This window comes from Nocardia sp. NPDC051030 (assembly GCF_040683015.1).
Taxonomy (GTDB): Bacteria; Actinomycetota; Actinomycetes; order Mycobacteriales; family Mycobacteriaceae; genus Nocardia.
The window spans coordinates 14,202-29,505 of sequence record NZ_JBFBCD010000006.1; the positions used below are offsets into that span (position 1 = coordinate 14,202).

Sequence of the window (15,304 nt, forward strand, 5' to 3'; positions counted from 1 at the left end):
GCTCTCCTGGGAGAAGGGCGGGATCATGCATGCCTCCAAGTACGGTTCGAAGTCGGCGTATCGGTGACGCCGACGTTCAGACTGAGGAATGCCGATCAACGTTCGTTCATACGATGAGTTGGGCGGCGGTCGCGACCGCCGACGTGCTGCCGTCGGATCAGTTGGGGGACAGTCCGAGGCGGCGCAGAATGTCGTCGGCCCGGCGAACGAGATGCTCGGCCTCTCCGGTCAGGCCCAGTGTCGCCCGAACCGTGGCCAGCACGGTCAGCGATTCGGCTTCTGCCAGTTCCGAGCCGACTTCACGGCTGCGGTGCACTGCCTGAAGTCCAGCATCGGCGGCCTGGTGTGCGCGGCCCGCCGACAGGTGTGCCACCGCGATCCGGACCAGCAGAAACGCCGCCTGCTTCTGTCGCAGCGGGTCGGGGCCGTGCAGATCGAAGCTGTCCTGGTAGCAACCGATGGCCGCGTCATGCTCGCCGAGATTCTCGTGGGCGAGTGCCGAGACGCCCAGGGCGATCGCTTCGCCTCGGCGGCAACCGATCTCGGCGGCCAGCGCCCGGGCCTGCTCGCACATCGCCACTGCCGCACGGGACTCGCCGCGGTCGATGTGGACCTGGGCGATGTCGATCAGAGTCTCGACTTCGCAGGACGGGCTGCTGTCACGTCGATGTGCCGCAAGCAAATCCAGATAGCAGGCCAGTGCGGTGTCGTAGTCCGCGCGACCCGCGGCGATCGCGCCGAAGAGCCGCTGGATCATTCCGGAGACGATGAGCCGGGTCGGATCGTAGGTGCCGCCGGACTCGAGTTCTGTTCGGCGGCAGGCTAGTTCGGCTTGTTCGGCGTATCGTTGCGCCTCGTCGAGGCTGCCATTGCGCTGGGCCGTCCGTCCGAGGGTGAATGCGGCGATAGCTTCAGCGCGCCGATCTCCGCGTTGCTCGGCGACACCGAGTAGCGTGTGCGCGGCGGCCCGGACCGATTCGAACCCGGACCAGAGCACACCCTCATCGTGAGAGCGGGCTATCCCGAGCATCAGCACCGCCGCCGGGAGGATGGGGACGGCCGGGTCTCGGCTGATCTGGATGGCCAGCCCGAAGCAGCCGGGGAACTCCCTGACGACCCACATCTGCGCGGTCAGCAGATCGGTGATGTACAGCGGCAGGTTTGTGGCCGGGCCGATCCCTCCGACGTCGAACAGCAGCTCACTCATCTGATTCGTCATATCGCTCGCCAACGGGTGTCCGGGCCAGATCAGCCCGTACGCGTCGCGCGCATTCACCAGGTAGTACTGCAGCAACCGGATGATCGCCGCATTCCGCTCGGCGATGTTCTCGGTGGACAGAGTCTGTTCGCGGGCGAACAGGCGGAGCAGGTCGTGGTATCGATATCTGCCGGGACCGGTTGCCTCGAGCATGCCGGCATCGACCAGCGATTCGACGAGGTTCTCCGTCTCACGTAAGCCCGAGCCCAGGATCGCGGCAGCTCCGTGCAGGGAGAAATCCGGGTTGTCGGGCAGGGCGAGCAGCAGGAACGCCCTGGCTTGGTGAATGTCCAGCTGTGCATAGCCGAGTGCGAAACTGCTGTCCACGGCCAAGTCGCCGATCCGCAACTCGCTCAGGCGGTGGGTTTCGTCAGCCAGCCTGTCGACCATCGATCGCAGGGTCCACGATCGGCGAGACGCCAGGCGGGAAGCCACGATTCGGAGAGCCAAAGGCAGCCGCCCGCAAGCCGTCACCAGTTCGGCGGCGGCAGTCGGATCGGTGACGATTCGTTCCGGGCCCGCAATGCGGGCGAGCATGGCCACCGCCTCGCTCGACTCGAGCACATCGAGGTCGACCAGGCGTACGCCCGGCAGCGTGGCGAGCCGGGATCGGCTGGTGATCAGCACGCCGCATCCGCTACTGCCCGGCAGCAGCGGCTCGATCTGGGCGGCATCGCGGGCATTGTCCAGCAGGACCAGCACCCTGCGGTCGGCGAGTGTCGACCGATACAGCGCTGAAAGTTCCTCCAGCCCATCGGGAATGGCGATCTCCGGCAGGCCCATCGCCCGCAGGAAAGCAGCCAGCGCCAGCCCTGGATCCGCAGGGTCCTCACCCGCTCCCCGCAGGTTCACATAGAACTGCCCATCGGGGAACCGATCGCGCACCCGATGGCTGACATGCACCGCCAGTGTGGTCTTCCCGATGCCACCCATGCCCGCGACAGCCGAAACCGCCAGTGCCGGTGAATCTTCCGCGCGCAGCGTTGCGCACAGTTCCTCGACGAGGGCTTCACGACCGGTGAAGTCGCCTACCGCGGCGGGCAGTTGCGCGGGTTTCGGCAGACTGGTCGCGACCTCGGCATTCGGTGGCGACAGGGCGGGGTCGCTGATGAGGATCTGCTGCCGGACCCGCTGCAGGTAGGCGCCGGGGTCGATGCCCAATTCCTCAGCGAGTGAATGCCGCACCTGGTCATACACCGACAGGGCATCCGCTTGCCGGCCGGACCTGTACAGCGCCAACATCAGCAAACCTCGCATCCGCTCCCGCAGCGGATGTTCGGCGATCAGCTCGGGCAGTTCGTTGACCGCGGCGGTATGCCGCCCGAGTTCGAGGTCGACCTCGATCCGAGACTCGATCAACCCCAGCCGGCGCTCGACCAGCTTGGCACGCTGAGTCTGCGCATACGGGCCGGGAAGTCCCGCGAGCGGATCGCCGCGCCAATGTCCCAGCGCCTCGGACAGCAATGTGGCCGCGGTGTCGCGGTCACCCGATCCGCGAGCCTCGTCCGCGGCTGCGGCCAACTCCTCGACCACTCCGATATCGACCGCGGTCGGTGGGACTCGCAGGCTGTAACCCCCGCTCGCGTAGACCAGTACCTGCGATTCGACGCGTGGCGCTCGATCGGGCTCCAGCAGTCGGCGCAGCTGCGAAACGTAGTTGCGAACGATCCGGACAGCGCTTTCCGAGGGCTGCTGGCCCCACACCCCGTCGATCAGGTCTCCGACCGGCACCAGTTTGCCGGGCCGCAACAGCAATGCCGCCAGCAATGCGCGCTGTTGCCGCGGCCCGGCGTCCAACTCCACACCGTCTCGCCACACCTGCAATCGACCCAGTACCCCGAACCGAAGATCAGCCACCACGGTTCGTCCTTCCGGTACCGCCTGCTCCGATGATGCGAAGCTGCGACTCTACGGGCAAGACACATCGCACGAGTTGCGGCGACCCGTGTACGACAAGCGGCTCATTCCCCCGCGTTCGTGGAGTCGGCCAGTGCGCCGCCGTCGATCGGGGTGAATCCGGCGTCGCGGATGAGGGGCCTCACGATCTCGGCGGCGCTCGGGTCGTCGCTCCAGTACCGCATTTCCGAGCGCTCGCCACCGTTCTGACCGCGCTGACCGTCAGCGAGCAGGTCGGGGGCGAGGCGGTCGCCGAAGGTGCGCACCAGTCGGACGTCGCCACCCAGTCGGCGCAGCTGGTATTGCGGGCTGGTCAGGCCATCGGGGATAGCCAGCGGCACGATCTTCCCGTCCCGTTCGCTGAGGGGGTTACTGGGGTCGATGACGATCTTGCCCGCGAGCGCCGCACCGTAGTCGCGGGCGATATCCGGGAAACCCTCCCACCACACCGCGATCACCACCACATCGGACGCGGCGATGGCGTCGAGCGGGCTCATGGCGGCGGCACGCTGACCCAGCTCGAGGGCCAGCCGCTTGGGCCCGTCCGGATGATTGGCACTGAGTACGACATCGTGACCGCCGGCCACCAGCAGCCGTGCCAGATTGCCGCCGATGCGGCCGGAACCGATGAATCCCACGCGCATGATCACTCGCTTTCTCTGTATCTCAAGGGGGCGGTGTCAGGAAATGAGGTCGTTGTCGCGAAGGCGGCGCAGGATCAGGGCCACGCCGAGCCTGATGACTCCGTACGGATCGGCGAGCCGGAATCCGAGCATCGTCTCGGCGGCGGCAATGCGGGTGGCGACCGACCGGTGGTGCATATGTAGCTCCCGGGCGGCGTTGCGCAATGAGCCCGCCCACACGAAAACCCTTAAGGCTTCGAGGGTTTCATCGCCGTTTCGGCTGGCGGCGATCAGGTCGAGGGCTTCGACGTCGGCGAGACCGGCCAGGTCGGCACTGCGCAGGTGCCGGGCGAGCACGGTGTTCGCGCCGAGATCGGCGTAGTGGAATATCGAATCCCGGATGACCTCGGACCGAGTCGCGCCGGACGGAGCGGCGAAACGCAGCGCTATCAGTGCCTGCTCCCACGAGTCCGGAGCGTCGGATGCCGCTAACACGGTCCCCACTCCGATCCGAATTCCCTTCGCGCCCTGAAGTTCCCGGCCAACCGGTGCCGCACTGGCGATCGCGTGCACCGATCCGAGCGACGCATGCCGGGTCCACGCCCCGCCCGTACCCAACTGCTTGGCCATGGCTGGACCCGACTCCGCCGGTCCGGCCACCGCGACCATGGTCATCGGCGTCGTCGGCAATACGCCGAGCAGACGTAGCGCGCGGGCGCGATCGGCGACGGACCGGGTGCGGCTGATGACGATCTCCAGCAGTGCCGGATCACCGAGCCGAAGTCCGTCCGGGTCCGCGAGTGGATCGGGTTCCTCGTTCACAGTGCCACCTTCGCTGAAGACTGCCGACAGCCGTGCGTGGAGCAGAAGTGCCAGGTCAGCCTACTTCCTCAGCTGTGGACCAGGGTGCCGGCGGGGCGCGGTCGGCGCGTGGCGAGGCGCGAATTCGCGCCACTTGGGCATATCTCCCGGCCACCCTCGCCGAGCAAGCTGGACAAACGTTCAGCTACATCGCCACACCCCCGAAGGGGCTTGGAAGCAAAGGAGAGCGTCATGAAGGTCAAGAACCTCGCAGTGGCCGCGGTGATGACCGCGACCGCCGTCGGTGTCGTCTCGGGCACCGCGCAGGCGCAGCCGACGCAATTCTGGCGAGCAGATGCTCCGATCAGTGCTCCGGCGGACACCGCGCTCCGCACCCAGGATCACGGGGTATCGATCGCGACCGTCCCGAACGCCGATGGCAGCGGTGTGGTCACCGAAATCGATTCCGGCCGTTTCGAACTGAGCCCCGATGTGCGGTCGGTCACCCTCTTCGACCGGAACGGTGAGATCGTCGACACGCTACCCATGGCGATCCAGGTCGCAGGGGTGAAGTACCTGCTCGCACCCGGCATCGAGCAAGCCGGACGCAGTCTCACCCTGAGCCCGGTCGCAATGCCCACCCTGAGCCCCGCGCAGCGTGCGGACCTGCCGATCAACTTCGCCGACGCCGCCGCCGACCTCAACCGGCACCAATACAACGCCGGAGTCGGCGCGCTCATCGGTCTCGGCATCGGAATCCTGGTCGGTCTACCGTTCCTCTTCCCCTTCGGGGCGATCCCGGGTGGGGTGATCGGAGCCGCGATCGGCGCGCTCATCGGCTGGGTCCTGCCCTGATCCGCTACCCATCGCGGCGACTTCCCGGCACTCGACTGCTGGCCTACAGCCACGACGGCGAGCTCACCATCCGGTGCGATCAGCTCCTACCTGCGGCGGCCTTCCCGGGTTCGCTGACCGGACGGTCGGCATGGCGGTATCTGCCTGGCGCGGTGCCGTATTCGCGTTTGAACGCGGTGGCAAAGGCGAACTCCGAGGTGTACCCGACCTGGCGAGCGATCTCGTTGAGTGGTGCATCGGATTCGCGCAGCAGCCGACCGGCAGTGGCGAGCCGCCACCAGGTGAGGTAGGTCAGTGGCGGACGCCCGGTCATGGTCTGGAAGCGGCGTGCGAACGCGGCTCGGGACTGTCCGGCCACATCCGCGAGTGTTTGCACCGTCCACGTCCGACCTGGATCCGCGTGAATTGCCTGTAGGGCGGCGGCGATGGCCGGATCAGCCAGTGCCGCAGCCCATCCGGTTACTTCCGCACCGGCGGGCTGGTCCTCGAACCAGGCGCGCAGCAGGTACAGCAGCAGCATATCGAGCAGTGCCCGCACGATGATGTCCGCGCCGAGTCGGGGAGTGCCCACCTCCGCGCCCAATAGCTCTATGGCAGAACGCAATTCAGGATGCTTACCGAGCTCGGCGGGCAGATGGATGACGGTGGGAAGATCCCGCAGTAGCGGATGCTTGCTGGTCGGATCGAGTTGATAACCGCCACAAAGGGTTACCGTGGCAGCCCCGTCGGTTCCGATGAAATCGGAAACGAACAGTTCGGTGTTCTCCACCGGATCGCACCGGGGTTCGGCCAACGGTGTGGACAGCTCATCGGCAAGTCCGTAGCTGTCGCCGTGCGGGAAGAACACCACATCGCCGACTCCGAGGGTTATCGGATCACCCTGTGGCGGAACAAGTCTGCACGTACCGCGCAGAATCACCTGGAAACCGGCGGCACCGTCCATGGCGGGAAACCGCTGCCCCCAGGGGGCACGCCATTCGACCCGCGCCGAACTCGCTCGCCCGGTTCGCATGCTCGCGATCACATCACTGAGGAAATCCACCACAGCAGCATAGATCAAGACGATCAAGTATAAATCGAAGATTTTCACGCATTGATCGTCTTACCCTCGGCAAATATGGTCATACCAAGGTCAAACGAGAGGGAAAACGATGTCAGCACGTCAAATCACCGCAGCGACGGTTGCTACCGAGATCGACACGGCGACCAGGACCACCATGCGTGCCGCCCGTATTCACGAATACGGCGGTCCCGAGAACATTCGATTCGACGTGGTGCCGGTGCCGCTGCCTGGTCCCGGCGCGGTCCTGATCCGGGTCGCCGCGACTTCCTTCAATCCCTCCGAAACGGCCCTGCGCTCAGGTGCGTTGCAGGCGTTCATGCCGCTGACGCTGCCGTACACGCTCGGCTGGGACGTGGCGGGAACCGTGGTCGAGATCGGTTCGGGGGTTACCGAATTCGTGCCGGGGGATCGAGTGATCGGCCGACTGGATGCCGGTGGGGCCGCCGCCGAGTACGTGGTCGCCGACACCGAGCTGCTGGCCGTTGCCCCCGCGGAACTGCCGCTCGAAACCAGCGCCGCGATTCCGGTCGCCGCGCTTTCCGCATGGCAGGCGGTCTTCGAACACGCGAAAGTTGTCCCGGGACAGCGGGTTCTGATCAATGGCGCAGGCGGTGGCGTGGGCGGCTTCGCCGTCCAGTTGGCCAAGCGCGCCGGCGCGGTCGTGCTCGCCACCGCCAGTGCGCGCAGCGCGGCGGCAATCCGTGCCGTCGGTGCGGACCAGATCATCGACTACACCCGCGACCCGCTACCGGCCGGAGTGGATGCGGTAATCAATCTCGCCGCAATCGATTCGGACGCGGCTGCTGTACTGGCCACGCTGGTCCGGCCCGGCGGCGCACTGGTTTCGATCGCGACGCCCATTCCCGCAGCGACGGCCGTCCATTTCGTAACCCGCAACGACGCGGCGCAATTGGCTCGGATCGTCGCCTTGGTCGACGCGGGTGAACTGCACATCGACATCGCCGAATCGCTACCCCTGACCGAATTGGCCGAAGTTCATCACCGCAGTGAGAACGGCCGAATCCGCGGCAAGATCACACTCCGCCCCTGAGCAAATTTCCCTCGACGGCGTTGTGCAGGGCCGGGCGGCGAACCCGGCTACCGTAACTCCGGTGGACCTTCAAGGACATGGAATTCGTGCCCGAATGGGACTGATCGCGGTCCTGGCGGCGCTGATGGCCTTCTCCCGGATCTACATCGCCGCGCACTACCCGCAGGATGTGCTCGGTGGGCTGTTGCTCGGCATTGCGGTTACCGGGCTCGGATACCTGGCCGCGCGCCGGCTGCTGGTCTGGCTGCTGGACCGAACCCAACGCACCCCGCTGCGACCGCTGCTCACCGCCACTCCCGCAACCAGCGCGCAGTTATGACTACCGAGCAGGCCGCGACTGCGGTGCCGAGCCGCGTATTTCCTTTGTATGCGGCCGGATTCGTCACGGCGTTCGGCGCGCACAGTATCGCCGCGAGTCTCGGCGGCTACACCGCCGGTGAGCATGCCTCGCTGCTCACTCTCGGCTTGCTGCTGGCGGTCTACGACGGTGTGGAGGTGCTCCTCAAGCCCGTCTTCGGGTCGTTGGCCGACCGTATCGGGCCCCGCCCGGTCCTGCTCGGCGGGTTGGTGGCCTTCGCTTTCGCCTCGGCTGCGTTCGTGCTCGCCGGTGATCCGGCGCTGGTCGGGGTCGCCCGGCTGGGGCAAGGTGCCGCGGCGGCGGCGTTCTCTCCGGCCGCGGGTGCTCTGGTCGCCCGGCTCGCGCCGAAGACTCGGCACGGGCGCGCCTTCGGCAGCTATGGGGCGTGGAAAGGCTTGGGCTACACCCTCGGGCCTGTACTCGGCGGCATTCTCATCACCCTCGGCGGCTACACCCTGCTGTTCGCGACCCTCTGTGTGCTGGCTCTGCTCGTCGCAGGGTGGGCCGCGCTGGCGGTGCCCGCCGTCGCGCCGCTGTCGCGCACCCGCCAGACCGTACTCGATTTGGCTCGCCGCCTCACTGCCGGAAGGTTTCTGCGTCCGACGGCCGCGCTCGCCGGTGCGACCGCGGCTCTGGCGGTCGGTGTCGGATTCCTGCCCGTGGTCGGTGCCGGGCGCGGGCTCGGTCCGTTGGCCACCGGAGCCTTGGTGTCGTTGCTGGCGGCGACGACCACGCTCGTGCAGCCGTACGTGGGCCGCGCCCGCGACGCCGGGCGGATCCGGGATCGCGCCGCGATGGTCGCCGGGCTGGTCCTCGCGGCCCTGGGCATGGCCGGTGCCGCTGCGATACCGGGTATCGCCGGAATCGTGGTCGCCGCGTTGGCAATCGGCGCCGGAGCCGGAGTGATCACCCCGATCGGCTTCGCTCACTTGGCCGCCTCGACTCCGCCCGAACGGATGGGGCAGACGATGGGTGCGGCCGAGGTCGGCCGGGAACTGGGCGATGCCGGAGGCCCACTCCTGGTCGGAGCCGTGGCTGTCGCGAGCAGTCTGGCGTTCGGGTTGGCCGGTCTCGCTGTGGCACTGGTCGTGATCGCGACACTCATCGGCGCCGGGACCACGCGCGGCAAGTAAGTCACAGTGCGCCAAGCAATCTCAGCCAGCGGTCTTGTTTCAGCGGTGATGGTGCTCGGGGTGCTCGGGTGTGGTCGAGTCGTTCGGTGCGTGATCGTGTCCGCTGTGGTCCGGCATCGAATGGTCGTCTTCGCTGTGACCATGGCTGTGCTCGTCGTCCGGACTGCCGCCCATCATCCGCAGCATCGGGATCCCGCCGGTCCGCACGAAGAATGCGACCAGTAGCGCGGCGAGGATGAGGAAGGCGATATTGAGCCAGGTGGTGTAGTTCCAGCTGATGCCTTCGGTCATCACCATGGCGTTGCGCTCCTGTGGGATGAGACTTGTTGCACCGAAGAGAATTTCGACGAGGTACCCGGCGCCCACCATGGCGGCGTAGAAGGTGCCGAGCAGGGTCAGCATCATGCGGGTGCCGTAGTACTTGCGGTAGATATTGAGGATCGGCAGGATCAGCAGGTCGGCGTAGATGAATGCGATCACGCCGCCGAAGCTGATGCCGCCGTTCCACAGCACCGCAGCCAGTGGCACGTTGCCGATCGAGCAGACGAAGGACAGGATCGCGACCAGCGGTCCGACGATCGGGCCCCAGATCGCGGCCAGTAGCGGATGGTCGGTGAGGAAGAAGCTCTGCCAGAACGTGTCCGGTACCCACGCGCCGATCGCACCGGCGATGAGCAGGCCGATGACGAGGTCGCGCAGAATGGCGGCCCATTCCATCACGAACACATGCGAGACCGCGGTGACACCTTGCCGCGAGAGCAGCCGACGCAGGAACGAACCCTCCGCAGTCACCGACATGTTCATGGCGGCATGGCCTTCCATGGAGCCGGCGACACCGCGCTCGGCCTGCTCGCGGGCGGCGTCGACGAGCCGGGAGCGCACGAACAGGCGGAACAGCACCGCGAGCAACACGATCATGATCGGCCCGCCGACGAATTCGGCGGCGGTGAACTGCCAGCCCATCAACAGGGCCAGAATGATGCCGAGTTCGACGACGAGGTTGGTGGAGCCGATCTCGAACGCCATCGCTGCGGTGAAGTTCGCGCCCTTGCGGAACAGCGAACGGGCCAGCGCCACAGCGGCATACGAACACGATGAGGAGGCTGCACCCAAAAGTGCCGATACGGCGAGGGTGCGTGGCCGGTCATCGCCCATCAGCCGCAGAATCGTCGACTTGCGGACAACTGCCTGCACGACCGCGGACAGTGCGAAGCCGAGGATCAACGCCCACAGGATCTCCCAGGTCATCGATCCGGCCAATGCCAGTGCATGCCCGATCGCGTTCACGCACACCTCGTCTCGTTGGGTGCGAGCGGCCGTTCCGGTCGCCGCCTCGTCGCAGAAACTATACCCCCACTGGGTATGTAGTCAACTGCGACGCGCCGTCGGTCCGGTTGGGATCGGTCCCGCCGAGGGTATGTGGTCATCCTCGACGAAGCTCGCCAATCCGGCCGTGTGTGGCGACGGAATATCATATGATGATTGAAATAAGCACTGCCGCTTGATGTTTCGTCCCAGTGTCGGGTATCGGCGATTGTCGGGGGTGGCTCAGGATGAACGATTCGGCTGTATCTGACATGGTTCGGGTCATCCGCTCGGGGCCGCAGGGGCCGACCGTGGCGGCGGTTTTCGACTTCGACGCACTGATTTGTCGGTTCCGTGGTGTCCGCTCGTATCGCAAGGTGGGCCGTGGCAGTCGCCGGGATCGCCGGTTGGCCGCGTCACTGCTGGAAGGTGTGAGCGGTGAGCGGTCGGCGGTCGATATCGAACAGATGGAACGGCGGGTGCGGCGAACGTGGTGTGGTCATGCCGAGAGCGAGTTGGACGATATCGGGCGGCGGTTGTTCCGCCAGATGATGGGCGGTCATCTCTACATGGAGGTCTGGCCACTGGTCCGTGCGCATGAAAATGCCGGTCATACCGTTGTTTTGGTGTCCACCCTGACCAGATTCCATGTCCAGGAAGCGGCGGACCAGCTCGGTATCAGCCATATCGTCTGTACCCAGCTGCAATCCGATGACGGGACCTTGACCGGGCGGTTGGCCGGACCCGTCCTGCACCGCGACGAAAAGGTCACTGCGGTAAAGCAATTCGCGGCAGCGCACGAGGTGGGCACCACCCTCGGACCGGCGGTATTCATCTTCAACCATCAAAGCAACGCCGACTTCGTCATTTTGGCGCACCTGTTCCGGCATCTGAGTGACGCGGCAATCCTCGCGAAGCGGGAGATCAACAGTCTTCCGGTCATCGGCTCGATCTTCCGCACGGCCGGCGCGACCTTCATCGACCGCGACACCATGATCGGCAGGATGGCGGGGTTCCGCCGAATGATCGAGGCATTGCGCGAGGGCCGATCAGCGGTCATCGCGCCCGAGGGCACCACGACCTACACCGCACGTCCCGCGCCGTTCCACCATGGCGCGTTCCGAATGGCGATGGCCGCGCGTGTTCCGATCGTGCCGGTGGTATTGCGCAATGTCGGCGAGGTTGCATGGCTCAACTCCTCGGTGATCCGTTCCGGCACAGTGGATGTGGCCGTCTTGAACCCTTGAGGCTTTCCCAATCGTGTCCCGCATGGCGGGAGGCGGACACAAGAATCCTGCGCCAGGCTGGACTTCAGCGTTGACATTCGGGCACAACATCTACGCCCGAACGATGGCCGAAGACCGCTGTCTGCGGCTCACCGGATATGAGATCTACGGCTTCGGAGGAAGGGTGTTCGTCGACGAGGAATCGGCGTGGCAACCGACGCAGATCGGCCCAAGGGGCTGCCTCGGCCACGGTGGGTGTCTGGGATGTGATGGCGCACTACTCTTCATGTGCGGGTCCACGAGTCCACGGTGCGATAGTGGACGGTTGCGCCATTTGAGCAAGCTCCGTGCTGCGCATACAAGGGCCGGGCAGTCTGGGCGTTCTGTGCTAGACGGACGTAGGAAGTCGATGGCCGTGAACCAATGGCTAATGCCACATCGCTTACCTTCCACGTGATGGCCGTTGTCGATGGTGGCATCTACTCGGCGCTTGTTCGGGGGGATGGCCCTACCCGAACCGATGCGTTCGATGCGGACTCGGTTGGTGAACTGCCGATTCTGATCCTGACTGTGAGTCGTCAGGGTAGGTGGCGCGGCACTCCACCGTCAGATGGGGGCCGTTGGCTAGGTGGTCGTGGGTTCGGGGTGGGCAGACCAGCGTGAACGGCGAGTTGGCGACGGTGTTCGGCGGGTGTGCCGAGGCTGAGCGCGGCGCTTTTCGCGCGGCCGAGGTACAGGTGGGTCGGGTGTTCCCAGGTCATGCCGATACCGCCGTGCAGTTGGATCATTGTTTCGGCGGCGGATACTGCCACTGTCGAGCAGTGCGCTTGGGCGAGCGCGGTCAGCAGCGGGCTGTCGGGAGCAGCGGTGGCGATGGCGTCGGCTGCGGCACGGGCCGCGGCGCGGGCGGAGACGACCTCGATCCAGGCGTCGGCCAGCCGATGCCGGACGGCTTGGAAGGAACCGATCGGGCGGCCGAACTGGATGCGGGTCCGGGTGTATTCGACGGTGCTGGTGAGGCAGCGTTCGGAGAGGCCGACCTGTTCGCTGGCCAGTAGCGCAGCGCCGGTGGAAAGAGCTGTCTGTAAAGAGCTTTCGGCGAGGTCGGGTCCGGCGACGATTCGAGCGGACACTTCGGTCAGGTCGAGATCTGCGAGACGCCGCGTCAGATCGAGTGTGGTCACCGGGGTGATGTGAACCCCCGGCGCGGTCGTGTCTATGAGGTGTAGTTCGGGACCGTCGGGGCCGAGTGCCGGTACCACGATGACGTCCGCGATCGGTAGATCGACCACACTGGTGACGCGACCGTCCAGGGTATCGCTGATACGGGTGACGGTGGTGGGGAAGGGCTGGTTCGGGGCGGTCGATAGCGGAATGGCCAGTGTACCTACGCAATTGCCCGCGGCGAGCGCGGCGAGCGTGTCGTCGGCGGCGGGGAGGTTCCGTAGGGCGGTGGTCGCCAGGACGGCACTTCCGAGGAACGGGACCGGGGCGAGGGATGCGCCCAGTTCCTCCATGACGACGGCGACTTCTCTTGCCGTGCCGCCGGTTTCATCGAGGTCATGTGCGAGCAGGCCGACCACGCCCACCTGCGCGGCGAGGGTGCGCCACAGCTCGGTGTCGTACCACGACTCGGATTCGCAGCGTGCCAGTACGGTCGATGCGGGACTGCGCACCGCGAGGAGATCGCGGACGCTGGCCCGAAGTTGGTCCTCCACATCGCTGTAGAGCAGGTTCGGTGTGGTGGTCATCGTGGTACGTCCTTCCAGGCGATGGCGGTATCGATGCGCGATTCGCGCGGGAGGTTCAGAACTCGGTCGGCGATGACACCGCGCAGGATCTCCGAGGTGCCGCCTTCGATGGAATTGCCCTTGGTACGCAGGTAGCGGTATCCCGCTCCGCGCGTTTGCCATTCGGATTCCAGCGGTCTGCGCATGGTCCAGTCGTCGTAGCGCAGACCTTCCTCGCCGAGCAGTTCCACCTCGAAACCGCTGATCGCCTGGTTCAGTTCGGAGAACAGGATCTTGACGGCCGAACCCTCCGGGCCGGGGGTGCCCGCGGCGAGTTGCTGACGTGCGAGATCGGCTGTCAGGCGCTGTATTTCGGCATCGGCCCAGAGTTTGGTGAGTCGATCGTGCAGTTCGGCGGTGCGCAGTTCGGGGCGTTTGCGCCACAGTTCCGCGACAATGCCGATCAGCAGGGATTCGCGGGGGAGCGCACGGCCGCCGATAGCCACCCGTTCGTTCATCAGCGTCGCCTGCGCCACCGCCCAACCCGCGCCCACACCGCCGATGCGATGGGCGTCGGGGATGCGTACCCCGGTCAGAAAGACCTCGTTGAATTCGGCCTCACCGGTGAGCTGGCGAAGTGGCCGCACCTCGACACCGGGGTCGGTCATATCGCAGATGAAATAGCTCAACCCCTGGTGCTTGGGCACATTCGGGTCGGTGCGCGTCACCAGCAGGGCCCAGCGCGCGGCATGCGCGTAGGAGGTCCACACCTTTTGCCCGTCGATCACCCAGTCCTCGCCGTCGCGCACCGCGCGGGTGGCCAGTGCCGCGAGGTCCGAGCCCGCGCCGGGCTCACTGAAGAGCTGGCACCACACCTCTTCGCCGGTGAACAGCGGGCGCAGAAAGCGTTGCCGCTGTTCGGGAGTGCCCAGCATGGCGATGGTGGGCGCGGCCATGCCGTAGCCGATGGCCTTGGCCACCGGGGCGACTACCGGTGCGCCGGCAGCGGTGAACAGGTCTTCGAGGTGCGCCTGGAAGTCCCGGTTCAGACCGAGGCCGCCCAACCCGGCGGGGAAGTGCACCCACGCGAGCCCCGCGTCGAAGCGGGCGCGGTGAAAGTCGGTGGGGGCAGTGGTGTTCGGGGGATGTGCGATGAGGAACTCCTCGACAAGTGCGTCGAGGTCGATCGGTGCGGGCACGAGAATTGTCCTTCGCTAGATGATGGTCAGTCCGCCGTCGACGACGAGCGTCGCGCCGGTGATATAGCCCGCGGCGGGGCTGGAGAGGAATACGGCGCAAGCGGCGAGTTCGGCGAGGTCACCGGCGCGTCCTGCGGGCAGCATCGGCAGGTGGGAGTCGAGATACCCCTCGGGGTACTGCTCGCCCATCTCGGTCGGAAAGTAACCGGGGACAAGGGCATTCACCCGGATTCCCTTGCGCCCGGTCCACTGCACGGCGAGGTCGCGGGTCATGCCCATGAGCCCGGCCTTGCTGGCCGCGTACGCGGCCTGCGGCAGCTGCCCGCTGATCAGGCCCGCGACACTGGAGATATTGAGAATCGAACTGCCGCGGGGCATGACGCGCCCACATGCCTGTGCGACCCAGTACGCCCCATTGAGATTCACGTCGATGACGCGCCGGAACTGTTCGGGGGTTTCGCGGGATGCCGGTACGGCAGTGGCGATTCCGGCATTGTTGATCAACACGTCCACCCGCCCGAATTCGGCTACGGCGGCATCGGCGATCCGCTGTGCGTCCTCGGGTTCGGAGACGTCTGCGGGCACGATCAGTGCCCGCCGTCCGCTCTTTTCGACCAGTGCCGCAGTCGTTTTCAGGCGATCGGTGCGTCGCGCGGCCAGTACCAGATCGGCTCCGGCCTCCGCGCACGCCTGCGCGAAGGCGACGCCGAGCCCGGACGAAGCGCCCGTGATGACAACCACGTTGTCCTCGAGGCGAAATCGATCCAGCACGGTGGGAGCTGTAGACGAACTACTCATTCCCGAAT

At 66.2% G+C, this 15,304-nt stretch carries 12 protein-coding genes and 1 pseudogene; 5 read left to right on the forward strand and 8 right to left on the reverse strand.

The window, feature by feature from the left end; genetic code table 11:
- Nucleotides 1-157: 157 nt before the first annotated feature.
- From AB0N05_RS21035 to AB0N05_RS21045, 3 genes are all read right to left on the reverse strand, one after another.
- Entirely contained in the window at nt 158-3,115 is a 2,958-nt protein-coding gene (locus tag AB0N05_RS21035; protein ID WP_364696649.1) for a BTAD domain-containing putative transcriptional regulator, read from the reverse strand.
- Between the two features lie 104 nt (nt 3,116-3,219).
- Complete coding sequence (locus AB0N05_RS21040) at nt 3,220-3,798, reverse strand: NAD(P)-binding domain-containing protein (RefSeq protein ID WP_364696652.1); 579 nt, start codon at nt 3,796-3,798, stop codon at nt 3,220-3,222.
- A 36-nt stretch (nt 3,799-3,834) separates the two neighbouring features.
- Complete coding sequence (locus AB0N05_RS21045) at nt 3,835-4,599, reverse strand: helix-turn-helix domain-containing protein (RefSeq protein WP_364696655.1); 765 nt, start codon at nt 4,597-4,599, stop codon at nt 3,835-3,837.
- A gap of 231 nt (nt 4,600-4,830) precedes the next feature.
- Between AB0N05_RS21045 and AB0N05_RS21050 the strand changes: the two genes are divergently transcribed.
- Nucleotides 4,831-5,433, forward strand: a complete 603-nt coding sequence (locus AB0N05_RS21050) for a hypothetical protein (RefSeq protein ID WP_364696658.1) — start codon at nt 4,831-4,833, stop codon at nt 5,431-5,433.
- Between the two features lie 79 nt (nt 5,434-5,512).
- On the opposite strand, the gene AB0N05_RS21055 is transcribed toward AB0N05_RS21050, so the two are convergent.
- Entirely contained in the window at nt 5,513-6,493 is a 981-nt protein-coding gene (locus AB0N05_RS21055; protein ID WP_364696661.1) for an AraC family transcriptional regulator, read from the reverse strand.
- 91 nt (nt 6,494-6,584) lie between these two features.
- Between AB0N05_RS21055 and AB0N05_RS21060 the strand changes: the two genes are divergently transcribed.
- From AB0N05_RS21060 to AB0N05_RS21070, 3 genes are all read left to right on the forward strand, one after another.
- The gene (locus tag AB0N05_RS21060) at nt 6,585-7,547 is read left to right on the forward strand and encodes an NADP-dependent oxidoreductase (RefSeq protein ID WP_364696664.1); all 963 of its coding nucleotides are present in this window, start codon (nt 6,585-6,587) and stop codon (nt 7,545-7,547) included.
- Between the two features lie 94 nt (nt 7,548-7,641).
- Entirely contained in the window at nt 7,642-7,866 is a 225-nt protein-coding gene (locus AB0N05_RS21065) for a phosphatase PAP2 family protein (protein WP_364696667.1), read from the forward strand.
- Entirely contained in the window at nt 7,863-9,038 is a 1,176-nt protein-coding gene (locus AB0N05_RS21070; RefSeq protein ID WP_364696670.1) for an MFS transporter, read from the forward strand. The genes AB0N05_RS21065 and AB0N05_RS21070 overlap by 4 nt, the downstream gene beginning before the upstream one ends.
- Before the next feature lie 156 nt (nt 9,039-9,194).
- Here AB0N05_RS21070 and AB0N05_RS21075 read toward each other — a convergent pair.
- Nucleotides 9,195-10,325, reverse strand: a pseudogene (locus tag AB0N05_RS21075) (permease); the annotation flags it as partial.
- Nucleotides 10,326-10,615: 290 nt separating this feature from the next.
- Here AB0N05_RS21075 and AB0N05_RS21080 point away from each other — a divergent pair.
- Entirely contained in the window at nt 10,616-11,590 is a 975-nt protein-coding gene (locus AB0N05_RS21080) for a 1-acyl-sn-glycerol-3-phosphate acyltransferase (protein WP_364697883.1), read from the forward strand.
- Nucleotides 11,591-12,147: 557 nt separating this feature from the next.
- Here AB0N05_RS21080 and AB0N05_RS21085 read toward each other — a convergent pair.
- From AB0N05_RS21085 to AB0N05_RS21095, 3 genes are read right to left on the reverse strand one after another with little or no spacing between them, the layout of a single operon-like run.
- Nucleotides 12,148-13,320: an acyl-CoA dehydrogenase family protein gene (locus AB0N05_RS21085; RefSeq protein ID WP_364696673.1), complete on the reverse strand. Its 1,173-nt coding sequence runs from the start codon at nt 13,318-13,320 to the stop codon at nt 12,148-12,150.
- Nucleotides 13,317-14,453, reverse strand: coding sequence for an acyl-CoA dehydrogenase family protein (locus AB0N05_RS21090; RefSeq protein ID WP_364697885.1), 1,137 nt, complete (start codon nt 14,451-14,453; stop codon nt 13,317-13,319). The genes AB0N05_RS21085 and AB0N05_RS21090 overlap by 4 nt, the downstream gene beginning before the upstream one ends.
- 60 nt (nt 14,454-14,513) lie before the next feature.
- Nucleotides 14,514-15,296: an SDR family oxidoreductase gene (locus AB0N05_RS21095; RefSeq protein WP_364696676.1), complete on the reverse strand. Its 783-nt coding sequence runs from the start codon at nt 15,294-15,296 to the stop codon at nt 14,514-14,516.
- Nucleotides 15,297-15,304: the final 8 nt, after the last annotated feature.

Excerpts from the sequence above, each read along its gene's own strand:
- AB0N05_RS21095 (WP_364696676.1), bottom strand. The coding sequence starts at position 15,296 with ATGAGTAGTTCGTCTACAGCTCCCACCGTGCTGGATCGATTTCGCCTC.
- AB0N05_RS21060 (WP_364696664.1), top strand. The coding sequence starts at position 6,585 with ATGTCAGCACGTCAAATCACCGCAGCGACGGTTGCTACCGAGATCGAC.
- AB0N05_RS21085 (WP_364696673.1), bottom strand. The coding sequence starts at position 13,320 with ATGACCACCACACCGAACCTGCTCTACAGCGATGTGGAGGACCAACTT.
- AB0N05_RS21070 (WP_364696670.1), top strand. The coding sequence starts at position 7,863 with ATGACTACCGAGCAGGCCGCGACTGCGGTGCCGAGCCGCGTATTTCCT.
- AB0N05_RS21080 (WP_364697883.1), top strand. The coding sequence starts at position 10,616 with ATGGTTCGGGTCATCCGCTCGGGGCCGCAGGGGCCGACCGTGGCGGCG.
- AB0N05_RS21065 (WP_364696667.1), top strand. The coding sequence starts at position 7,642 with ATGGGACTGATCGCGGTCCTGGCGGCGCTGATGGCCTTCTCCCGGATC.
- AB0N05_RS21040 (WP_364696652.1), bottom strand. The coding sequence starts at position 3,798 with ATGCGCGTGGGATTCATCGGTTCCGGCCGCATCGGCGGCAATCTGGCA.
- AB0N05_RS21050 (WP_364696658.1), top strand. The coding sequence starts at position 4,831 with ATGAAGGTCAAGAACCTCGCAGTGGCCGCGGTGATGACCGCGACCGCC.